General features: G+C 70.7%; 24 protein-coding genes. 10 read left to right on the top strand and 14 right to left on the bottom strand.

What is annotated here, in order from left to right; genetic code table 11:
• Positions 1–212: 212 nt before the first annotated feature.
• The 7 genes from AB0C12_RS30845 to AB0C12_RS30815 all read right to left on the bottom strand — a co-directional run bounded on the left by AB0C12_RS30845 (position 213) and on the right by AB0C12_RS30815 (position 4,380).
• Positions 213–416, bottom strand: a complete 204-nt coding sequence (locus tag AB0C12_RS30845; protein WP_007458127.1) for a cold-shock protein — start codon at positions 414–416, stop codon at positions 213–215.
• Between the two features lie 262 nt (positions 417–678).
• The gene (locus AB0C12_RS30840; protein WP_360553349.1) at positions 679–951 is read right to left on the bottom strand and encodes a DUF4235 domain-containing protein; all 273 of its coding nucleotides are present in this window, start codon (positions 949–951) and stop codon (positions 679–681) included.
• A complete protein-coding gene (locus AB0C12_RS30835) occupies positions 948–1,409 on the bottom strand; it encodes a DUF3618 domain-containing protein (RefSeq protein WP_360553348.1) in 462 nt (153 codons plus the stop codon). The genes AB0C12_RS30840 and AB0C12_RS30835 overlap by 4 nt, the downstream gene beginning before the upstream one ends.
• On the bottom strand, positions 1,406–1,840 hold the full coding sequence (locus AB0C12_RS30830; protein WP_360553347.1) for a phage holin family protein: 435 nt from the start codon (positions 1,838–1,840) through the stop codon (positions 1,406–1,408). The genes AB0C12_RS30835 and AB0C12_RS30830 overlap by 4 nt, the downstream gene beginning before the upstream one ends.
• A 74-nt stretch (positions 1,841–1,914) precedes the next feature.
• A complete protein-coding gene (locus tag AB0C12_RS30825; RefSeq protein WP_360553346.1) occupies positions 1,915–3,102 on the bottom strand; it encodes a mechanosensitive ion channel domain-containing protein in 1,188 nt (395 codons plus the stop codon).
• A 73-nt stretch (positions 3,103–3,175) separates the two neighbouring features.
• Positions 3,176–3,997 carry a DUF1206 domain-containing protein gene (locus AB0C12_RS30820; RefSeq protein ID WP_360553345.1) on the bottom strand — a complete coding sequence of 274 codons (822 nt, stop codon included), beginning with the start codon at positions 3,995–3,997 and terminating at the stop codon, positions 3,176–3,178.
• 59 nt (positions 3,998–4,056) lie between these two features.
• Entirely contained in the window at positions 4,057–4,380 is a 324-nt protein-coding gene (locus tag AB0C12_RS30815) for a hypothetical protein (RefSeq protein WP_360553364.1), read from the bottom strand.
• Between the two features lie 45 nt (positions 4,381–4,425).
• Between AB0C12_RS30815 and AB0C12_RS30810 the strand changes: the two genes are divergently transcribed.
• Entirely contained in the window at positions 4,426–4,704 is a 279-nt protein-coding gene (locus AB0C12_RS30810) for a GNAT family N-acetyltransferase (protein ID WP_360553344.1), read from the top strand.
• A gap of 17 nt (positions 4,705–4,721) precedes the next feature.
• Here the strand turns inward: AB0C12_RS30810 and AB0C12_RS30805 are convergent, their stop codons facing one another.
• Complete coding sequence (locus AB0C12_RS30805; protein ID WP_360553343.1) at positions 4,722–6,299, bottom strand: glycoside hydrolase family 3 N-terminal domain-containing protein; 1,578 nt, start codon at positions 6,297–6,299, stop codon at positions 4,722–4,724.
• Positions 6,300–6,487: 188 nt separating this feature from the next.
• Between AB0C12_RS30805 and AB0C12_RS30800 the strand changes: the two genes are divergently transcribed.
• The 6 genes from AB0C12_RS30800 to AB0C12_RS30775 are packed head-to-tail and all read left to right on the top strand — an operon-like array spanning position 6,488 to position 11,137.
• A complete protein-coding gene (locus AB0C12_RS30800) occupies positions 6,488–6,628 on the top strand; it encodes a hypothetical protein (protein WP_360553342.1) in 141 nt (46 codons plus the stop codon).
• Between the two features lie 18 nt (positions 6,629–6,646).
• Positions 6,647–7,597 (top strand): TIGR03557 family F420-dependent LLM class oxidoreductase, encoded by a 951-nt coding sequence (locus AB0C12_RS30795; RefSeq protein ID WP_360553341.1) that lies wholly within the window; start codon positions 6,647–6,649, stop codon positions 7,595–7,597.
• 39 nt (positions 7,598–7,636) lie between these two features.
• On the top strand, positions 7,637–9,283 hold the full coding sequence (locus AB0C12_RS30790) for an ATP-dependent DNA helicase RecQ (RefSeq protein WP_360553340.1): 1,647 nt from the start codon (positions 7,637–7,639) through the stop codon (positions 9,281–9,283).
• A gap of 11 nt (positions 9,284–9,294) precedes the next feature.
• A complete protein-coding gene (locus AB0C12_RS30785) occupies positions 9,295–9,798 on the top strand; it encodes a hypothetical protein (protein WP_360553363.1) in 504 nt (167 codons plus the stop codon).
• A gap of 30 nt (positions 9,799–9,828) precedes the next feature.
• On the top strand, positions 9,829–10,728 hold the full coding sequence (locus AB0C12_RS30780) for a helix-turn-helix transcriptional regulator (protein ID WP_360553339.1): 900 nt from the start codon (positions 9,829–9,831) through the stop codon (positions 10,726–10,728).
• Positions 10,721–11,137 (top strand): VOC family protein, encoded by a 417-nt coding sequence (locus tag AB0C12_RS30775; RefSeq protein WP_360553338.1) that lies wholly within the window; start codon positions 10,721–10,723, stop codon positions 11,135–11,137. Before AB0C12_RS30780 ends, AB0C12_RS30775 begins: the two co-directional genes overlap by 8 nt.
• Here the strand turns inward: AB0C12_RS30775 and AB0C12_RS30770 are convergent.
• A complete protein-coding gene (locus AB0C12_RS30770) occupies positions 11,107–11,679 on the bottom strand; it encodes a dihydrofolate reductase family protein (protein WP_360553337.1) in 573 nt (190 codons plus the stop codon). The two genes, AB0C12_RS30775 and AB0C12_RS30770, sit on opposite strands and share 31 nt — an antisense overlap.
• 267 nt (positions 11,680–11,946) lie before the next feature.
• Between AB0C12_RS30770 and AB0C12_RS30765 the strand changes: the two genes are divergently transcribed.
• From AB0C12_RS30765 to AB0C12_RS30755, 3 genes are read left to right on the top strand one after another with little or no spacing between them, the layout of a single operon-like run.
• Positions 11,947–12,228: a hypothetical protein gene (locus AB0C12_RS30765; RefSeq protein ID WP_360553336.1), complete on the top strand. Its 282-nt coding sequence runs from the start codon at positions 11,947–11,949 to the stop codon at positions 12,226–12,228.
• Positions 12,225–12,773 (top strand): sigma-70 family RNA polymerase sigma factor, encoded by a 549-nt coding sequence (locus AB0C12_RS30760; RefSeq protein WP_360553335.1) that lies wholly within the window; start codon positions 12,225–12,227, stop codon positions 12,771–12,773. Before AB0C12_RS30765 ends, AB0C12_RS30760 begins: the two co-directional genes overlap by 4 nt.
• A complete protein-coding gene (locus AB0C12_RS30755) occupies positions 12,770–14,656 on the top strand; it encodes an EAL domain-containing protein (RefSeq protein WP_360553334.1) in 1,887 nt (628 codons plus the stop codon). Before AB0C12_RS30760 ends, AB0C12_RS30755 begins: the two co-directional genes overlap by 4 nt.
• 7 nt (positions 14,657–14,663) lie before the next feature.
• Here the strand turns inward: AB0C12_RS30755 and AB0C12_RS30750 are convergent, their stop codons facing one another.
• The 5 genes from AB0C12_RS30750 to AB0C12_RS30730 all read right to left on the bottom strand — a co-directional run bounded on the left by AB0C12_RS30750 (position 14,664) and on the right by AB0C12_RS30730 (position 19,499).
• Positions 14,664–15,290, bottom strand: a complete 627-nt coding sequence (locus AB0C12_RS30750) for a response regulator transcription factor (protein WP_360553333.1) — start codon at positions 15,288–15,290, stop codon at positions 14,664–14,666.
• On the bottom strand, positions 15,287–16,558 hold the full coding sequence (locus AB0C12_RS30745; protein WP_360553332.1) for a histidine kinase: 1,272 nt from the start codon (positions 16,556–16,558) through the stop codon (positions 15,287–15,289). Before AB0C12_RS30745 ends, AB0C12_RS30750 begins: the two co-directional genes overlap by 4 nt.
• 5 nt (positions 16,559–16,563) lie before the next feature.
• The gene (locus tag AB0C12_RS30740) at positions 16,564–17,304 is read right to left on the bottom strand and encodes an ABC transporter permease (RefSeq protein ID WP_360553331.1); all 741 of its coding nucleotides are present in this window, start codon (positions 17,302–17,304) and stop codon (positions 16,564–16,566) included.
• Positions 17,304–18,215 (bottom strand): ABC transporter ATP-binding protein, encoded by a 912-nt coding sequence (locus tag AB0C12_RS30735; protein WP_360553330.1) that lies wholly within the window; start codon positions 18,213–18,215, stop codon positions 17,304–17,306. Before AB0C12_RS30735 ends, AB0C12_RS30740 begins: the two co-directional genes overlap by 1 nt.
• An 81-nt stretch (positions 18,216–18,296) precedes the next feature.
• Positions 18,297–19,499, bottom strand: a complete 1,203-nt coding sequence (locus AB0C12_RS30730; protein WP_360553329.1) for a glycosyltransferase — start codon at positions 19,497–19,499, stop codon at positions 18,297–18,299.
• Positions 19,500–19,599 lie beyond the last annotated feature (100 nt).

Genomic DNA, 19,599 nt, shown 5'->3' with positions numbered 1-19,599 from the left:
GAGAGCGCCGCCGCGGTCGAGATGATCGTCGTGGCGCAGATATCAAGCCTGACGGTCTGCGTGGGTCATCCCCGCCCCCAAGCCCCAAGCGCAACCACCAAAAAGAGAAGAAGACAGAAAAACCCCGCACCCCTCGAAGAAGGGATGCGGGGTGACTCAGGCCGATCTCCGCCAGGCGATCGGCGGCCGGCGTCGCCGCCGGCAGGATGGTCTCAGAGCGGGCGAACCTGCTCCGCCTGAGGGCCCTTCTGGCCCTGGGCGATCTCGAACTCGACCCGCTGGTTCTCTTCCAGACTGCGGTAGCCGCTCGTCTGGATGGCCGAGAAGTGGACGAACACGTCAGCACCCCCGCCATCGACGGTGATAAAGCCGAAGCCCTTGTCTGCGTTGAACCACTTCACGGTTCCCTGCGCCATGCTGAACTCTCCTTCTGAAAATGCCGGCCCGGTGATGCGGGGCCGATGGTCGTTTCCGCGCAGCGGCCGCCGCGAGGGGCGACGTTTCAGCAGGACGAGCCTCTGAGCCACGTACACAAAAACTGGCCACACTGTACCCGAAGAACCAGCCCGAAAGCTGCCCCTCAGCCGAATCCCGTCGACTCGGACAGAACCGGAAAAGGCCTTCGGCGCCGCTTGAGCGGCGCCGAAGGCCTCGACGTACGTCTATATAGGCGATCGATCAGTCGGGCCATTCCCCGGTGATCTTGCGAACGCCGGCCGCCCCGCCGCGGTCGACGAGGGCCTTGACCGTCGCGAAGATCGCGCCCTGCAGGGCGGCCGCGGCGATGATCTCGCCCCAGCCGCGGTCCTCGTCGGTGGCGTTCGGGGCGTCGTCGTCGCCGGAGGCGAACTTCCAGATCTCCTTGAAGACGAAGCCCGCGACCGCGCCGGCCCCGATGCCCAGCAGCAGGCCGACCGGCTTGTAGGCCACCTTCTGAAGCTTCTTGCTCACTTACGCCTCCCGCGCACGATGAGGATGATGCCGACCAGCGCCACCCCGGCCGCGAGCACGGCGGCGAAGGGGATCGGGTTGCGCTCCACCTGGGCGCGCGCGTCGTACGCCTTGTCCAGGGCGCCGGACTCCTTCACCTTGTCACTGGCGAGGGCCACTTTGTCACCGGCCAGGGCAACCTTGTCACCGGCCTGCGCCTTGGCGGTGCGGACCTTCTCGGACGCGACGCCGACCGCGGCGGCCGCGGCCTCGCGGACCTTGCCGGTCGTTTCGTGCACCTGCGCCTTGGCCCGCTGCTTGGTCTGCTCGACCTGCTCCTTGGCCCTGGCCTTGACGTCCGCCTTGGCCGCGAGGGCCTGGACCGTCTCACCGAGCTCGGCGCGGGTCTGCTTGATGTCCTCGCGCAGGGCCGCCACGTCCGGCTTGCCTGCCGACGTGGACCCGTTCTTGTCACTCATGCCCGGCTCCTGCTCTTGATCGCGTGCTTCACTTCGTCGACGTCAGCCTTCGCGCTGGCGATGGCGGCCGAGGGCTCCGGCGGGACCGCCTGGGTGACCTGCTTCTTGCCGAGCAGCGCCAGCACGCCGGCCGAGGCGAAGAGCACCACGGTCACGATCAGTGCGGCCAGCCACAGCGGCAGGAACAGGTCGAGGACGATGATCAGCGTGGCGAACAGCGCGCCGACGCCGTACAGGGCCAGCACCCCTCCGCCGCCGAACAGACCCACACCGATGCCGGCGTGCTTACCCTTCTCGGTGAGCTCCGCCTTCGCGAGCGCGATCTCATCCTTCACGAGGCGGGAGATCTGCTCGCTCGCCTTCTGTACCAATTCCGAGGTGGACTGGTCGGTCCCCGGACGGGCCGGGCTACCGTTCAGGACATCGGCCATGGTGTCCTCCTTTCCCAATGGAGCCACTATGCCCTGCACAGGGCCTGATCAATCCTCGCCTGGCCGAGCCGAAATTACTGCCTGATACCGGACGTGGCGGCAGATGTCTGCTCCTCCGGACCGCTGAAGGCCGCCGCACGCTCGTCACCGTCGCCGGCGCCGCTGAAGACCCGGGCGTCGTCGCGGGTGGTGGTGTCGTCCGCCGGTGCGGTCACGGCCGGTGCGGGCATTGCCCGCTCACCCTGGGAAAGGTCTGCGCGCAGCCGGGGCAGCGAGTCTCGCCGGTGCTCGAAGACCCAGGTCACCAGGCGCTCGCGGACCAGGCAGCGCAGGTCCCACAGCGAACCCGCGTCGTGCGCGCTGACCAGGGCGCGGAGCCGGATCATGCCGCCGGTCGCCTCGGTCACCTGCAGCACGCAGACCCGGCCGTCCCACAGCTCGCTGCCCTCGCAGACGGCGCGCAGCTCGGCGCGCATCGGCTCGACCGGCGCCGACCAGTCGACGTCGATCTCCGCGGTGCCGAGCACAGCGGAACCGGTACGGGTCCAGTTCTGGAACGGCTTGGTGGTGAAGTACGAGGTCGGCAGGATCAGCCGGCGGTCGTCCCAGATCTGCACCGCGACGTACGTCAGGGTCAGCTCCTCGATCCGCCCCCACTCCCCCTCGACGACCACCACGTCGTCGATGCGGACCGCGTCGCTGAAGGCGAGCTGGAGGCCGGCGATGAGGTTGCCCAGGGTGCTCTGGGCCGCGAGCGCGGCGATGACGCTGACCACGCCGGCCGAGGCGAGCACGCTGGCGCCCAGCGCGCGGACGTCCGGGAAGGTCATCAGCATGACCCCGGCCGTCAGCACCACGATCGCGGCGATGGTGACCCGGCGCATTATCACGACCTGGGTCTTGACCCGGCGGGCCTTCATGTTGTCCGGGACGTCGACCCGCCAGCGGGCCAGGGCGACATCCTCCAGCACGAGCAGCAGCGCGCCGACCAGCCAGGCGACCGAGGCGATCACCAGCAGGACGAGAGTGTGCAGCACTCCGTCCCGGACGGCGAACTCGCCGGCGAAGCTGCGGACGGCCTGCTGCACGGCGTAGATGGTGACGCTGGCCAGGAACGGCTTGTGCGCCGTACTGGCCAGGTCGTTGAGCAGGGCCGAGCGGTGCCCGAGCCGTTTGACGACCCAGTGCACCGCCTCGACCAGGACGATCGCCGCGCCCGCCGCGATGACCACGGCGAGCAGGGCGGTGAGCACGCTGGTCACGGGTTCCCTCTCCACGAATCAGGGGTCGTTGCCAGCGCTACAGTCTTCCACCTGATGCGAGCCCGGCGGTACGTCACACCTTGCGGTAGCGGGCCTGCGAGAAGCAGTAGACACCGAAGGCCGCGATGCCCAGTGCGACCAGGCCCAGCAGCCACGGGCCGTACGACTGCTCAGCCAGCAGGCGCAGCGCCGCGTCCAGGCCGCGGGCCTTCTCCGCGTCGTAGGTCACGGCGGCGGCCACGATCAGGCCACCGGCGATCGCGTACGCGACGCCCTTGGCGGAGTAGCCGGCGACCCCGAGGCGACGCGTGGTCTTGCGGACGGACGGGCTCATCTGCTGGGTGTTGAGGTGCTTCTCGAACTTCTTGGTGACGCCGTAGATCACCAGACCGATGCCGACGCCGACCACCACGAGGCCGATCAGCCCGACCAGCCAGCGGCCGCCCGAGTTGGCCATCAGGCTGGAGGCGCCCTTCTCCTGGCTGTCGCCGGTGGAGGCGTTCGCGCCCTGCAGCACCCGGATGGCGATCCAGGCGAACGACAGGTAGATCACCGCGCGGGCGCCGGAGACGACGCGCTCGGCGAGCGCCTCCTTGTCCTGCGGGCCGCTCTCGCCGATGGCGGCCTCAAAGGCCTGCCAGAGGGCCAGGGCGATCATGCCGATGACGGCGATGACCAGCATCGTCTTGCCGAACGGCTTGCCGGCCAGGCTCTGCAGCGCGCCGGACTGGTCACTCTCACCCTTGGAGTCGCCCAGGGCGACCTGCAGGGCCAGCCAGGCGAAGAGCAGGTGGATGACGCCGTACACGATGAAGCCACCGCGGGCGAGATATTCGAGGGGTTTGCTGTCGGCAGCACGCGACGCGGTGCTCCGGGCTTGCTGGGTGGCAGACATGCTGCCCAGATTGACCTGGGGCAACATTTTTGAAACCTGCCACCCGTGCCACCGGTGTGCTAACGGGAAACCTGGAAGCCGATCTGGTCGGCGGTGATGCTGTCCAGCGACACCTGGAGGCCGCCGACGTCCACGGCCTGCTGCCCCTTGGTGAGCTGGACCTGCTCGCCGGCCACCTCGAGGGTGACGGTGTTGGCGTCGGCGCTGACGAACTTGGCCTCCACGCCGAGCACGCTGGCGCTCGCGCTGGTGCTGCGGTCGAGGGTCACGGTGCACTGGTCCAGGCCGCAGTCGACGTTGTCGCTGCTGCATCCGGCCAGCAGGGTCAGACCGAGGACGGCTGAGGTGAACAGGGCGGCGATGCGCGGTGCTGCGGTGTTCATCACCCGATCAAGAGTACGGGCCGCGAGCCACCCTAGGCTGGCGACATGGACGTCACCGTGCAGGACAACCCGGCCCGCCACCGCTTCGAGATCCTGCTCGACGGCGAGGTCGGCGGGTTCGCCGACTACCGCGAGCGCGACGGTGCCGTGGTCGTCGTGCACAGCGAGGTCGACCCGGCGCACCGTGGCCAGGGCCTGGGCAGCGTGCTGGCCGCGCAGACCCTGGACGCCCTGCGGGCCCGCGGCGCGAAGGTCGTGCCCGCCTGCCCGTTCTTCGCGCGCTATGTCGCGGACCACCCGGAGTACGACGACATCATCGCCTGAGCGGTCCGCGACCTTTCTCAGGCGGCGAGGGCCTGCGACGCCAGCTGGGGCACCGAGGAACCGGCGATGATCTCGGCCGCGGCCTGACCGCAGGCGCGGGTGGCGCCGTAGGTCGCCAGGTGCACCCCGCCGCTCACCGCGACCGGCACACCCATCTCCACCACGATCGCGTCCGGGCGTACCGCCAGCGTGTCGCGCAGGGCGTCGGCGATCCACGGGTGCCGGTGCGCGTCGCGGACGACCAGGACCAGCGGGCGACCGCCGGCTCCGGCCAGGACCGGGGCGGCCGGGTCGCTCACTGCCGCGAGGTCCTCGGCGCTGAGCCGGATCGAGGTGGTGCCGGGCAGCAGGTTGCCCAGCGGCGCCCCCACTCCCCACGGCGTCTCGGCGCCGATGGCGATGTTGCGGGCCGGCGCGAACTCGACCACGTGCGGCGCGCAGCTCAGCGGCAGCTCCGGGGCGGCCGCGCCGGTGGTGACCTTGACGGCGCGCCGGGCGGCGGCCTGGCCGACGGCCGAACCGCCGATGACGGCGACCTCGTGCGCGGTGGCGCCGGCGGCCTCCGCGACGGCGCGGGCGCCGATCGCGGTCTGCGTGTCCAGCGTCCAGGTGGCCAGCTTGCGGACCCGGGCGGCGGCGTCGCGCAGGCGCTCCTCGCTCAGCTCACCGCTGCGCACGGCGGCGACGATGGCGTCCCGCAGGCGGATCGCGGTGTGCTCGTCGGCGTGGTCGCCGCCGACACAGATGGCGTCGGCCCCGGCGGCCAGCGCCCGTACGGTGGCGCCTTCGAGCCCGTAGGTGCGGCGGACGCCCTGCATCTCGATGCCGTCGGTGACGATCAGGCCCTGGAAGCCGAGCTCCTCGCGCAGCAGGCCGGTGAGGATGCGCCGGCTCAGCGTCGCGGGCAGCTCCGGGTCGTACGCGGGGACCAGCAGGTGCCCGGTCATGACCGACTGCACGCCGGCGGCGATGGCGGCCTTGAACGGCACCAGCTCCACCTCGGCGAGCCGCTCCCGGCTGCGGTCGATCAGCGGTACGGCGTGGTGCGAGTCGACGGCGGTGTCCCCGTGGCCCGGGAAGTGCTTGGCGCAGGCGGCGACGCCGGCCTCCTGCAGGCCGCTGATCCAGGCCGCGCCGTGGCGGGCCACGAGACCGGGCTCGGCGCCGAACGCGCGTACCCCGATGATCGGGTTGTCCGGGTTGCTGTTGACGTCGGTGTCCGGGGCGTAGTCGAGCGTGATGCCCGCGTGGGCCAGTTCCAGGCCCAGGTCCCGGGCCACGGCGTGGGTCAGCTCGGCGTCGTCGATCGCGCCCAGGCCCAGGTTGCCGGGGCGGGAGCTGCCGTGCCGCGACTCGAAGCGGGTGACGTCACCGGCCTCCTCGTCGATGGCCACGATGACGTCCGGGCGTTCCGCGCGCAGCTGGGCGGTCAGGGCCGCGACCTGTGCGGGTGTCTCGACGTTGCGGGCGAACAGGGCGACGCCGCCCAGTCCGTCCGCGAGCCAGCGACGGACCCAGTCGGGCACAGCGGTGCCTTCGAACCCGGGCTGTAACACCGTCGCGGCGAGAACTGGCAATTCGCCATGATTCGGCATGTGTCCGCGTACCTCCGGTGACGACGAATACGCGCTCAGCGAGCACGTCCCCCAACGTGATCGGCCGACAACCGTCATGGGCGCGGCGACGACCTATGGTCACCCACTTCAGCCCTTTAGTCAACAAACCTTTCTATTAAGCGAACTTAAAGTGTTTCGCCGCTTGCCCGGCTCGCTAAGCTTCCTGCGTGCGGACACAGTGGGCGACGCCCGCCCTGGCAGCCTCCGGCGTGGACTGGTCCGAGGTGCACGCGGTGCGCCTGCTCGGCGTCGCGCTCGGGGCCCTGATCCTGCTCTGGGCCATCCGCCGGATGTTCGGCGGCAAGTAACCGGGGTATCCGCCCGGTATGCGAATCGGATACTTCCTGTCCAGCGAGGAATACACCCCGGCGGAGCTCATCGAGCAGGCCAAGGGCGCCGAGCGCGCCGGCTTCTCCGCCCTGTGGATCTCCGACCACTACCACCCGTGGGTCGACGCCCAGGGGCAAAGTGCGTTCGTCTGGTCCACGATCGGTGCCCTCAGCCAGGCCTGCTCCCTGCCCATCACCACCGCGGTCACCTGCCCGACCGTGCGCATCCATCCCGCCGTGATCGCCCAGGCCGCCGCGACCAGCGCGGTGCTGACCGGCGGGAGGTTCCGGCTCGGCATCGGCACCGGCGAGGCCCTCAACGAGCACATCTTCGGCGACGCCTGGCCCGAGGCCGACGTACGGCTGGAAATGCTGGAGGAGGCCGTCGAGATCATGCGGGAGCTGTGGAAGGGCGGCACGGTGTCGCATCGCGGCAAGCACTACACGGTGGAGAACGCCCGGATCTACACGCTGCCGGAGAAGCCGGTCGAGATCCTCATGTCCGGCTTCGGCCCCAAGGCCACCTCGGTGGCGGCGCGGATCGCCGAGGGCTACATCAGCACGATGCCCGACGGCGAGATGGTCCAGCAGTTCCGCACCGAGGGTGGCGGCGAGCGTACGTGTCAGGCCGGTTTCAAGGCCGCGTTCGCGACCAGCGAGGAGGAGGGCGCGCGGATCGCGTACGAGAAGTGGCCGAACGCCGGCGTGCCCGGCGAGCTCTCCCAGGTCCTGCCCTCGCCCAAGCATTTCGAGCAGGCGTCGGAGCTGGTCACCCAGGACATGGTCAAGGAAGCCTTCGTCTGCGGCAACGACCCGGCGGCCCACCTGGAGATGATCGACAAGTACGCCCGGGCCGGCTTCGACGAGGTCTACGTGGCCAACACCGGCCCGCACTGGCAGGGCCTGTTCGATCTCTACGCCGAGCACATCCTGCCCAAGCACTCGTAGCGTTTGGGCGTCACACCCGTGGGGCACAATGGCCGCTCGATGAAGCTACCCATCTACGGCCCTCGCCTGCGCAAGGTCGCCCGCAAGCACTTCGGCTGGCCCGACCTGCGCCCCGGCCAGTTCAAGCCCATGCGGGCCGTGCTGCGCCGCCGCGACGCCCTCGTCGTCCTGCCCACCGGCGCCGGCAAGTCGGCGATCTACCAGATCCCGGCGGTCCTGCTGCCCGGGCCGACAGTGGTGATCTCACCGCTGCTGGCCCTGCAGCAGGACCAGATCGCCGCCCTGAACGAGCGGGACGACCCGGCCGTGCGGGCCGTGCGGGTCAGCTCCGCCGAGACCCCCAACCAGCAGCGAGAGGCCATCCGCGAGGTCCAGGAGGGCCGCGCCGAGTTCCTCTTCATCACCCCGGAGCAGCTCGCCAACCCGGAGCGGCTAGCCGAGGTGCGCGCCCTGCGCCCCGGCCTGGTGGCGATCGACGAGGCGCACTGCATCTCGGCCTGGGGCCACGACTTCCGCCCGGAATACCTCTCGCTCGGGCACCTGATCAAGGGCCTGGGCCGGCCGCCGGTGCTCGCGCTGACCGCGACCGCGTCGCCGCCGGTCCGCGACGACATCATCGCCCGGCTGCACCTGAACAAGCCCGAGATCCACGTCTCCGGCCTGGACCGGAGCAACCTGTTCCTCGAGGTCGCGTACTGCCCGGACGAGGCCTACCGGTGGCGCCGGCTCACCGCACTGCTGGACGAGAGCGAGCGGCCGGGGATCATCTACGTCGCGACCCGGCGCGCCGCCGAGGAGCTCGCCGAGCGCCTGACCGAGGCCGGCTACAGCGCCACGTTCTATCACGGCGGGATGGCCGGCGGCGCCCGCGAGCAGGCCCACGAGGACTTCCTCGCCGACAAGGTCGACATCATGGTGGCCACCTCGGCGTTCGGCATGGGCATCGACAAGCCCAACATCCGCTGGGTCGCGCACGTCGCCCTGCCCGACTCCCCGGACAGCTACTTCCAGGAGATCGGCCGGATGGGCCGCGACGGCGAGCCGAGCCGGGCGCTGCTGCTGTGGCGCTCCGAGGACGAGGCCATCCAGCGTTTCTTCACCGGCGGCTCCCCCGACGTGGCGGAGATCCGCGAGCTGGCCGGTGCTCTGCGGGCGGGACCGGCCACCAAGACCGCACTGAAGGAGAAGACCGGCCTCGGGCCGCGCAAGCTGGGTCAGCTGCTGAGCCTGCTGGAGCAGGTCGGCGCGGCCGTCGCCGGCAGCGGCAACAAGTGGACGGTCCCGGTGTTCGCCCCGCTGCCGGCCGCGGCGGCCGAGGCCGCCGTCGCCGAGCACGAGCGCCAGCAGGTCGTGCAGCGCTCCCGCACCGACATGATGCGCGCGTACGCGCAGAGCAACGCGTGTCGCTCCCAGACCCTGCTGGCCTACTTCGGCGAGGATCTCACCGAGCGTTGCGGGCACTGCGACAACTGCGCCGAGGGCGTGGCCGAGGAGACCGAGGAGGAGACCGGCGACGAGCCGTTCGCCGTGCACAGCACGGTGCGGCACGCCGAGTGGGGTCCCGGCATGGTGATGGGGTACGAGGAGGATCGCATGACCGTGCTCTTCGACGAGGTCGGCTACAAGACCCTCTCGGTGCCGGTCGTCCAGGAGCACGCGCTGCTGGTCGCTGAGAAGAAGAAGTGAGTGAGGAAACCGTGACCGACGAACCGTTGTACGCCACATTCGGCTTCACCGACGCCGAGTGGGGGCTGCTGGTCGGCCTGCCCCAGTCGGTGCTGACCGCCGCGAGCGTGGCGACGCACGACAGTGCCCGTAAGACCCGGGCCGAGACGGCTGCCGGTCTCGACCAGATCTCCGACGCGCGGGCCTCGGCCAGCCGGCTGGTCACCGCGATCGCCACGGCGGTCCTGGACCAGACCGGCGACCCGGACCGGGGTGAGGAGCTGCCGGCCATCGAGCCGGCCGACCCGGTGGGCTACGGCCAGGACGTGGTGAACCGGGCCGCCGAGGCGTCCGCGCTGCTGACCGCCAAGGCCGACCCCGCGGACGCGGAGACGTACAAGCACTGGCTGGTGGAGATCGCCGAGAGCGTGGTCGGTGCGGCGTCGTCCGGTGGCGTGCTGGGCATCGGCGGCGACGTCGTGACCGACAACGAGCGCGCCTTCCGGGACGCCCTGGCCAAGGCCCTGGCCGACTGATTCCCGGCCCGGGGCCGCGCCGGAGACCTGGTGACCGGCGGGGCCCTGGGCCGGCCCGCGTCGCGGTGGGATGCTCAGCTCATGGTGGTCGACGAGTCCGCGTGGGCGCGGCCGGCGGTGGCGCTGCGGCCGTACGTCGCGCACTACTCCGGCTGGCGGCAGTGCGGGGTGCCGCCGGTGACCCATCGGGGTCTGCCGTCGCCGTACCTGACGCTTGTGCTCACCCTCGACGATCCCCTGGTCGTGCACGCCCACCCGGACGGCCGTCAGGCCCCGGGCCGCTATGACGCTCTGCTCGGCGGTCTGCACCTGGCCCCCGCCCTGATCGCCCACGGCGGCCGGCAGTCCGGTGTCCAGGTGGCCGTGCATCCCCTCGGCTGCCGCACTCTGTTCGGCCTGCCCGCGGGCGAGCTGGCCGGCCTGGACCTCGACCTGGCCGACGTGCTCGGCGGCCTCGGCGTCGAGCGGCTGCGGGCCCGGTTGCTGGCCGCGCGGAGCTGGCCCGATCGCTTCGCGGCGCTGGATACCGCCCTGCTGGCCCGGGCCCGGCGCCACGAGGCCGAGGTGCACCCCGACGTCTCGTACGCGTTCCGCCGGCTGCTGGCCACCGGCGGCCGGCTGCCGGTCCGCGACCTGGCCGGCGAGGTCGGCTGGAGCCCGCGCCACCTGACCGACCGGTTCCGGGTCGAGACCGGCCTCGGGCTCAAGGAGGCCGCCCGGGTGGTCCGCTTCGACCGGGCCCGGCGCCGGCTGACCCCGGGCACGCCGCTGGCCCGGCTGGCCGCCGACACCGGCTTCTACGACCAGGCGCACCTGGCCCGCGAGTTCCGGTCCCTGGCCGGCTGCTCACCGTCGCGCTGGCTCGCCGACGAGTTCACTTTCGTCCAAGACCATCCGGGCTCCGGCGCGCAGGATGAGGGGCATGACTGATCCGAAGACCCCGCCACCGCAGGTGTGGCCCACCCTGCGGGCCCGCGACGCCCGGGCCCTGATCCGTTTCCTCGTCGACGCCTTCGGCTTCGTGGAGGTCGCCGTGTACGGCGAGGGCGACCAGGTCGCGCACGCCGAGCTGGCCTGGCCCCCGGGCGGGGGCATCATGCTGGGCTCGCACCGCGACGACCCGGACGACCCGTGGGCGCTGCGGCCGGGCACCTTCGGCGCGTACGTGGTCACCGACGACCCGGACGGCCTGCACGACCGGGCCGTGAAGGCCGGGGCGACCGTGACCCGCGAGCTGAACGTGACCGACTACGGCTCGCGGGAGTTCGCCGTCCGCGATCCGGAGGGCAACCTGTGGTCGTTCGGCACCTACCGCGGCGAGCCGGTGCCGGCGGCGTAGCGCAGCACGACCGCGCCGCCGTCGAACGGCCTGCTCTCCACCAGTCGCAGCGCTCGCCCGGCGGTGGCGTGGTCGAACAGTCCCGGCCCCTCCCCCAGCACCACCGGGTGCACCGCGAGCAGCAGCTCGTCGACGAGGCCGTCCGCGTCGAGCAGCGGGCCGAGCGTGGCCGGCCCGGCGGAGAGCACGATCCGGCCGTCCAGCCCGCGCAGGCCGGCGACCAGGTCACCGCTGAGGGCGCCGGGCCGGGACCGGGAGAAGACGACCTTGCGCATCCCGGCCAGGAGCTGGGCGAACTCCCGGTCGGCCGGCCCGAGCTCAGTCACGTCGTCGGGCAGGTCCCCGCGGGCGACGGTCTCCCACCAGGGCACGATCGCGTCGTACATGACCCGGCTCATCGCCCAGGTGTCCGCCTGCCGGAAGAAGCCGTTGAGGTAGGCGGACTCGGGCTCGCCCCACGGGAACGGCTCCCAGAACTGCCCGTCCGCGCCGGCGATGCGCCCGTCCAGCGTGGTCTGCATGTGCACGACGATGCTCCGCATTTCCCGGACTTTATCGCCATGGTAGAGACCGGACTGCCAGCCGCTGGTCCGGCGCCCCCAGGCTGAGGCGACATATGTTGACGAATGGCAAGCTTCCAATTACTCAGAGTAGCCGCCCTTCCGAGTTCAAAGAATTTACTAGCGTGAATACGGCCTTCCAGAAGGCTTGATCAATGATCATGTCAAAAATAGTCACCTCATCAAGGCTTACAGACAGTCGCGTTTCCGGAGTTATATGCGGAAGCGAAGTGCCCTGAAGGGACAGACATGATCGACATGAACGAGTGGGTGGCGGCCGGCACCGGGCTGCTGGGGGCGGCCGTGACCGTCCTCAACGGGGGCCGCCTGCTTGGGACTCATCTGCGGCACCGGGCCCAGGTCAAGCTGGAGCGGGAACGTTCCACACGCAGCCTCGCGAGGACGACAGGGCTCACCCACCTGCTCAACCATCCGCACGCGCGGGTCCGGGTGGTAGAGCGCGACAGCGACGGTGAGCGGCTGATCGAGATCGGTGAGCCGGCCAGCTCCGGAGAGACGGCCACCCGATGACCGCCGTCCAGGCATTTCAGCCCGACGACGAGAACGAGTACCGCCGGGCCGAACTCCGCGCGTCCCTGGACCGGTTCGTACGGGAGAACTACTCACGGGTGCTGAAGTTCCTGCTGCGCCAGTGCTTCGATCGGCACCTCGCCGAAGATGCCCTGCACGAAGCCCTAATCGTGACCATGAACAAGTGGGAAAGCGTGTCGCAGCACGAGAAACCGCTGTACTGGGTCCGGCGGACCGCCTGGCACAAGCTGCTCACCCTGCACGACCGGCAGAAGTGGGACGACACCGTCCCGCTCGAGTTCATTCCAGCAGAACTCGCCGAGCCCACCAGCTCGCAGGAAGCCGAGATGACGCTGCAGCACGTGCTCAGTCAGCTACCCCTGCAGCAGCGGGCCGTGCTCGCCTTGATGGTCGAAGGAGAGACGGATGAGCAGATAGCTATGCAACTTGGCCTCGCTGTCACCACGGTGCGGACCTACAAGAGCGAGGTTCGGAAGAAATACCGCAGTCTGTCCAGGACCGACGACGAAGGGGGACCGGCATGACCTTCGATGAATTGATCGAGCTGGCCGCCCAGGACGTGCCCACCCCGCTCGAGCACGCCCGCGCTCGTCGCGCCATGCGGCGTATCGACGAGGATCACGAGCGCCGGTTGAGCGCGGGCGCGGAAATCTTTAGCGACGTCGACCTGCGGGATCCCCTGAATGCGGACTTCACGGAGGCCAAGCGGATCCGGCGCGCGGCGGAGCTCCGGAAGCGTGGCGCCGTCGTCTGGGATGCCGACACGCGGAGAATCGATTGGTCGGACGAGATGTCCCGCATCTTCGGTCTGGCGCCAGTCGAGGCCCACAAGTCACTGACCAGCCTGTATGCCATGATCCATCCCACCCATCGAACGGCAGTGAGCAGGCGCGTTCGGGGCGCCTGGCGTGGTCAGTCCGCAGCTGAATTTGTCTGCCGAATAGTGGTGCGGGACGGCTCCACCAGATACGTCGAGGTCCTTCTCGAGATTCTGACCGATCGCCTCGGCCGCTCGACCGGCATCATCGTCACGGGCCACGACGCCACCGCGACTCACAAGCGACTGCAGGATGACAAGCGCCGTGAGATCCGGGCCAGCAGCGTCCAGCAGGACCTGGCCGAGGTCGACGGCGCCACGGGGCTGTTGAGCCGTAGAGCGTTCGCGGACGAGGTCGGCCGGGCCCTGCAGACCGGAACCGGCACCCTGCTCGTCATCTCCGCGCCTCCCTACATCCGGCTTAGCTCGGACACAGAAACCGGCCGCGACGAGTGGTTCGGCACCGCCGCGGCCAAGGTCATCCGGGATTTCGTAGACCCGGACCCGTGTGGCCTGCTCGGCCCGCACGAGTTCGGTGTGCTGATGCCGTACACGACGTTCGAGACCGCCGCCCCAAAGGCAGACAGGGTGATCGCCAGTCTTCGGGAGACCCGCTTCATGGCCGGTTGCGGACGCCTTGACGCCTTCGGGGGCCTGGTTCACTACGACTACCGGTTCCCGACCGCGAGCATCGAGTTGCTGCTTGACGCCGAGACGGCGTGGCGCCGGGCCAAACACGAGGACCGCGCGCTCCATGTGCTACGCCAGCCGCCGCCGGCGGACGAGCGCCGAGAGACCTGTCGTGCTGGCATACGGAACACCGTCAAGAACGGACGATTCGCTCTCTACGCGCAACCGCTCCGCGACCTGGAACTCAACCGGATCACCCGGCATGAGATCCTGCTGCGGGTGCTTGACGACGTCGGCCGCCCCACCCCGCCGACCGCGTTCCTGGACCTCGCAGAACACGTCGACGAGATCCTGGCCGTCGACAAGTGGGTGATCAACCAAGCGCTTCGGCTAATCGGTCAGAGTCCCCAGACCTCCCATTACCAAATCAACGTTTCCGGTCGGTCTCTCGCAGATCCGCTCCTTCTCCACCACCTGCGCGACGCCGTCGCCCGGTACGGCGTCGACCCGGAGCACCTGACCATCGAGATCACGGAGACCGCCGCCATCGGCAATCTCTCCGTTGCGCGTAGATTCGCCGATGGGGTCCGGCAACTGGGCTGTCAGCTGGCCCTGGATGATTTCGGCACCGGCAACACGCCGCTCGGTTTTCTCACCAAGCTGCCGGTCGACCTGGTCAAAATTGACGGAAGCTTCATCCACGGCCTGCCCGCCTCCGAAGCACTCCAGGCGGTCGTCGAGGGTCTGGTGCAGATGTGCCGAAAGCTGGGAATCTTAACCGCAGCAGAGTATGTCCAGGACGAGGCCACTCTGGACCTGCTCCGTGCGTACGGCGTTGATTTCGCACAAGGGTTCCACATCGGTGAGCCGGATCAACTCGCGACATCTCGGCGGCGCACCACATCCGTCGAGCTGAACCTGCCGCCGGCCACGACCTTGGAGCAACGAGATGCAGGCTAGCGATGCTTCACTTGGTGCCGAGCAGGCCCCGGGCATAGGCCGCCGCGACCGCCGCCGCGCGGTCGCGGACGCCGAGCTTCGCGTACGCGTGCAGCAGATGCGTCTTCACCGTCGCTTCGCTGATGAACAGGCGGCTCGCGGTCTCCCGGTTGGAGCAGCCCTGCGCGATCAGGCCCAGCACCTCCAGCTCGCGCTGGCTCAGCTCCTCGCGGGCCGGGGAGCGCAACTCGCCCATCAACCGCCCGGCCACCGCCGGGGACAGCACCGACTCACCGCGGTACGCCGCCGACACCGCCCGGAACAGCTCCTCCCGGGGTACGTCCTTGAGCAGGTAACCGGTCGCGCCCGCCTTGATCGCCGGCAGGACGTCGCTGTCCGTGTCGTACGTGGTCAGCACCAGCACCCGGGCCGCCACGCCCTGGTGACGCAGCGCCCGGATGGCTGTCACGCCGTCCATGCCCGGCATCCGCAGGTCCATCAACACCACGTCCGGCTGGACCGCCCGGGCCACCGCCAGCGCCTCGTGGCCGTCGGCCGCCTCGCCCAGCACCCGGAAGCGCTCGTCACCGGCGAACATGCCGCGCAGGCCGTCGCGGACCACCGGGTGGTCGTCGACGATCAGCAGACCGATCATGCGGCGGCCGCCCCGTGCAGCGCCGGTACGCAGGCCGAGATCGCCGTGCCCGCACCCGGTTCCGACTCCACCTCCAGGGTGCCCGCGATCCGCCGTACCCGTTCCCGCATGGCCGTCAGGCCGTAGCCGCCGTCGTATCCCTGCGCGCGGCCGTGCGCCGGGTCGAAGCCGGCGCCGTCGTCGCGGACGTCCAGTGTCACCACGTCCTCCATGTAGGACAGGGTCAGCGCGACCCGGTCCGCGTCCGCGTGCCGGGCCACGTTGGCCAGCGCCTCCTGGGCGGTGCGCAGCAGGGTCGCCTCGATCTCCGGCAGCAGGGGCCGCGCGGTGCCGGTGGTGATCAGCTGGGCGGCCACCCCGTGGCGGGCCGCCCAGCCGTCGACCACCTCGCCCAGCGCCTCCGGCAGTGCCGCCTGCGCGAGGGGCTGCGGGCGCAGCGCCTGCACCGAGCGGCGGGCCTCGGTGAGGCTGTCGCGGGCCAGCTGCTTCGCGGTGTCCAGGTGCCGGCGGCGGTCGCTGTCCCGGCCGGCCGCCTGGTCGGCCGCCTCGAGCTGGGTGACGATGCCGGTCAGCCCCTGGGCCAGCACGTCGTGGATCTCCCCGGCCATCCGCTGGCGCTCGTCGAGGACGCCGGCCTCGCGGGCCTGCACCAGCAGCTGCTCGTGCAGTCCCGCGTTCTCGCTCAGCGCCCGGGCCAGCTTGTCGTTGGCCTCGGTGAGCTGATGCAGCATCTCGGCCCGCCGGACCGCGTGGTCGCTGTTCGTGATGGACAGGTAGGTCATCGTCACCGCGATGCTGATGTTGAACGCCAGCAGGATGACGAAGGCGAGCCAGATGCCGGCCGTGCTGATGTTTTCGAAGCCGCCGACCTGCGAGACCGCCGTGCAGCAGGCGACCGCGGCCGCGCCGGCCAGGCGCCACCGGCCGCGCAGGCTGGAGACCGCGTACAGGTAGCCGGTCCAGGCGAAGAAGCCGTAGATCGGGTGGCACCACACCAGCAGCACGATCAGTACCAGCAGGCCGGCGAAGAACACCGCCCCGGGCCGCGGCCGGCCCTGCCACTCAGGATGCAGCGTGACCATCCAGAGCAGCCAGGCGACCGTGACCGCCACGACCGCGAACGTGGTCGGCAGCCCCTGCCGGGGCAGGCCGAGGTCGCCGGCCACGACCACCATCACGGTCGAGCCGAGCAGCGCCGCGTACGGCAGCAGCAGCAACCGCCGGTCGGCCCGGCGCTGCCGCATCTCCAGCCGCTTCACCTCGGACATCGCTCTCACTCCCAGCGGAACAGTCTGGCCGCCGCCAGCCCGAACACCAGCATGTACGCCACCAGCACGGTAAGCGATCCCCAGGCCGGCCACTGCCCGCTCATCGCGTCCTGCACCGCCCGCTCGCCCGCACCCAGCGGCGTCAGGTCCGCGATCCGCCGCAGCACCTCGGGAAACACCTCGCGCGGCGTCCACAGCCCGGCGAAGAACATGAGCGGGAAGAACAGCAGCGTGCCGATGGTGTTGGCCGCCTTGCCCCCGGGTGCCACCGCGGCCACGAACAACCCGAGGGCGAACGCGGCACCGGCGGTGGCCAGGAAGGCGACCGCGAAACCGGCGCCCTGCCGCGGCAGCGCCACGTCGAAGACCAGCCGGCCGACCAGCAGCAGCAGGACCACCGAGCCGATCGCGGTCAGCAGGCTCATCACCAGCTGGGCGCCGAGCAGCGTGACGGGCCGGACCGGGGTGGTGGCGAGCCGGCGCAGGATCCCCCGCTCCCGGTACGTGGCCAGCACCATCGGCGCCACCTGCAACGCCAGCGAGGCCAGGGTCAGGATGATCGCGATGGCCACGTACAGGTCGACCACCCGTAGGCCGCCGAGGTCGGCGTTCGGCTTCCGGAACGGCGGTACGCAGCCGAGGATGACCACCAGCAACGACGGAAACACGAAGATCCAGAACAGCTGCATCGGTTCGCGCAGCAGCAACCGGAACTCGGACCGGGTCAGTTTGGCGAAGACGTGCATCAGGACTGCTCCCCCGTGCTGGCGCGCCCGGTCAGCCGGACGAACGCGTCGTCCAGGCTGGCCTGCTCGACGCGCAGGTCGTTGGCGATGATCCGGTGCGCGGCCAGGGCCGCCGTGACGGCGTGCAGCACGTTGCCCTCGCCGATCACCTCGAGCTGGGTGCCGTGCCGGCGGACCTCGCGGACCTCGGCCAGGCCGGTGAGCACGCTGTCGTCCAGCGGTACGGACGGCCGGAAGCGGATCCGCTGCTCGGCCGAGACCCGGGCGACCAGCCCGGCCGGGGTGTCCAGGGCCACCACCGCGCCCGCGTCGATCAGGGCGACCCGGTCGCAGAGCCGCTCGGCCTCCTCCATGAAGTGGGTGACCAGCAGCACCGTGACCCCGCGGTCGCGGACGGACTCGACCAGCTCCCAGGTGTCCCGCCGGGCCTGCGGGTCCAGGCCGGTGGTGAGCTCGTCCAGGATCGCGATGGCCGGGTTGCCGATCAGGGCCAGCGCGATGGACAGGCGCTGCTTCTGCCCGCCGGAGAGCTTGCCGTAGCGGGTCGTCAGCTTGCCGCCGAGGCCGAGCTCATCGGCGAGGCGGCGCCAGTCGGCCGGCTCGGGGTAGAACGCGGCGTACAGCTCCAGGGCCTCGCCGGCGGTCATCTTCTCGGCGAGCTGGCTCTCCTGCAGCTGCACGCCGACCAGCCGGCGCAGCTCCGGGTCGCGCGGATCGCGGTCCAGCACGGTGATCGTGCCGGCGTCCGGCGTACGCAGCCCGGCGATCGACTCGACGGTGGTGGTCTTGCCGGCGCCGTTGGGGCCCAGGACGCCGAAGATCTCACCGCGCTCGACGGTGAACGACACGTCCCGGACCGCCACGGTGTCGCCGTAGCGTTTCTGCAGGTGATCGACGGTGATGACTGTCATGAACCCAGCGTCGCAGCGGACGCCGGGCGGCGAATCGACCAGCTCGCGAGTCCACCGGTCAACCGATCGGTGGACCCGCGCCTACACCGTCGCCTCGGCGCCCGTCTCGCTGGGCTTGCGGCCGGAGACCGCCGCGTAGACCGAGCCGACCTGCGCGGCGACCCGCTTCCACGAGTACGCCTGGCGGGCCCGGTCCAGCGCCGCCGTCGCGTACGCGAACCGCCGTACCTTGTCGTTGACCAGCCGGCGCAACGCACCGCCCAGCGCCCGCGGGTCGCGGGCCGGGATCAGGTCGCCGGTGAGGCCGTCGACGACGGTCTCGTTGATGCCGCCGACCGAGGTGCCGATCACCGGCACGCCGCAGGCCATCGCCTCCAGCGGGGCCAGCTCGAACTGCTCCTGCCACGGCGCGGCGACCAGCAGGTCGGCCGAGCGGTACCAGCGGGGCATGTCCGCGCTGGGCACGCTGCCGACCAGCCGCACCCGGTCGGCCACCTGGTAGTGCTCGGCCAGCGCCCGCAGCTTCTTGGCCTGCGGGTCGGTGGCGAGCTGGGCCGCGGACGGGCCGCCGACCACGACGTACTCGGCGCCGGGCAGGTAGCGCATGGCCTGGATGACGTCGCCGTAGCCCTTGCGCTCGACCAGCCGGCCGACGGAGAGGATGCGGGGACGTTCCGGGTCGCGCTCGACCGTGGGGCCCTCCGGGGTGAACCGGTCGCTGTCGACGCCGGCGGGCACCACGGTCAGCTGGGTGCGCGGCACGCCGATGCGGACGAGACCGAGTGCCTCGTTCTGGGTCTGGGCGACGACCCGGTCGACCGCCCGGCCCAGCGCGCGCTCGTAGCCGGCCCGGGTGGCCCCGCCGCCGGCCGGCCCGGCCTCGCCGAGCTCATGGAACGACTGGACGACCGGGATGCCGACCTGGCGGGCGGCGGTGACCGCGGCCAGGCCGCTGGTCCAGAAATGGGCGTGGGCGACCTCGGGGAGCCAGTCGGTGTCGCGCCACTCGGTGCGCAGCCACTGGGCGAAATCGCCCATGTGGGACAGCAGTTGCTCGGGCGGCAGGGCCAGCGCGGGCCCGGCCGGCACGTGCACGACGTGCACACCCTCGCTCATCTTCACGATGGCGGGCAGGTGCGGATCGTCGCGGCGGGTGTAGACGCGCACCTCATGGCCCAGCTCGGCCAGGGCGGCGGACAGCTCGGCTACGTGGCGCTGCTGGGCGCCGGTGGTGTCGCGGGTGGTCAGCGGGCTCGCGTGCTCGGAGATCATCGCGATACGCACGGGGTCCTCCTCCAACAGCTTGATTCCGGGAGAAAGACCGGAGTTGAGGCTGTGATACGCGGCGAGACATGCCCGTCACCCAAAAGCGTAAACATGCCAA

This window comes from Actinoplanes sp. NPDC048967, from assembly GCF_040649415.1.
Classification (GTDB): domain Bacteria; phylum Actinomycetota; class Actinomycetes; order Mycobacteriales; family Micromonosporaceae; genus Actinoplanes.
Note: the sequence above shows the minus strand (reverse complement) of the source record. Positions and strands in the feature narration are given on the sequence as shown.

Coding starts and splice junctions, on each gene's coding strand:
- AB0C12_RS30845 (WP_007458127.1), bottom strand. CDS start 416: ATGGCGCAGGGAACCGTGAAGTGGTTCAACGCAGACAAGGGCTTCGGC.
- AB0C12_RS30835 (WP_360553348.1), bottom strand. CDS start 1,409: ATGAGTGACAAGAACGGGTCCACGTCGGCAGGCAAGCCGGACGTGGCG.
- AB0C12_RS30830 (WP_360553347.1), bottom strand. CDS start 1,840: ATGGCCGATGTCCTGAACGGTAGCCCGGCCCGTCCGGGGACCGACCAG.
- AB0C12_RS30820 (WP_360553345.1), bottom strand. CDS start 3,997: ATGTCTGCCACCCAGCAAGCCCGGAGCACCGCGTCGCGTGCTGCCGAC.
- AB0C12_RS30815 (WP_360553364.1), bottom strand. CDS start 4,380: ATGAACACCGCAGCACCGCGCATCGCCGCCCTGTTCACCTCAGCCGTC.
- AB0C12_RS30810 (WP_360553344.1), top strand. CDS start 4,426: ATGGACGTCACCGTGCAGGACAACCCGGCCCGCCACCGCTTCGAGATC.
- AB0C12_RS30805 (WP_360553343.1), bottom strand. CDS start 6,299: ATGCCGAATCATGGCGAATTGCCAGTTCTCGCCGCGACGGTGTTACAG.
- AB0C12_RS30795 (WP_360553341.1), top strand. CDS start 6,647: ATGCGAATCGGATACTTCCTGTCCAGCGAGGAATACACCCCGGCGGAG.
- AB0C12_RS30790 (WP_360553340.1), top strand. CDS start 7,637: ATGAAGCTACCCATCTACGGCCCTCGCCTGCGCAAGGTCGCCCGCAAG.
- AB0C12_RS30775 (WP_360553338.1), top strand. CDS start 10,721: ATGACTGATCCGAAGACCCCGCCACCGCAGGTGTGGCCCACCCTGCGG.
- AB0C12_RS30770 (WP_360553337.1), bottom strand. CDS start 11,679: ATGCGGAGCATCGTCGTGCACATGCAGACCACGCTGGACGGGCGCATC.
- AB0C12_RS30765 (WP_360553336.1), top strand. CDS start 11,947: ATGATCGACATGAACGAGTGGGTGGCGGCCGGCACCGGGCTGCTGGGG.
- AB0C12_RS30760 (WP_360553335.1), top strand. CDS start 12,225: ATGACCGCCGTCCAGGCATTTCAGCCCGACGACGAGAACGAGTACCGC.
- AB0C12_RS30755 (WP_360553334.1), top strand. CDS start 12,770: ATGACCTTCGATGAATTGATCGAGCTGGCCGCCCAGGACGTGCCCACC.
- AB0C12_RS30750 (WP_360553333.1), bottom strand. CDS start 15,290: ATGATCGGTCTGCTGATCGTCGACGACCACCCGGTGGTCCGCGACGGC.
- AB0C12_RS30745 (WP_360553332.1), bottom strand. CDS start 16,558: ATGTCCGAGGTGAAGCGGCTGGAGATGCGGCAGCGCCGGGCCGACCGG.
- AB0C12_RS30740 (WP_360553331.1), bottom strand. CDS start 17,304: ATGCACGTCTTCGCCAAACTGACCCGGTCCGAGTTCCGGTTGCTGCTG.
- AB0C12_RS30735 (WP_360553330.1), bottom strand. CDS start 18,215: ATGACAGTCATCACCGTCGATCACCTGCAGAAACGCTACGGCGACACC.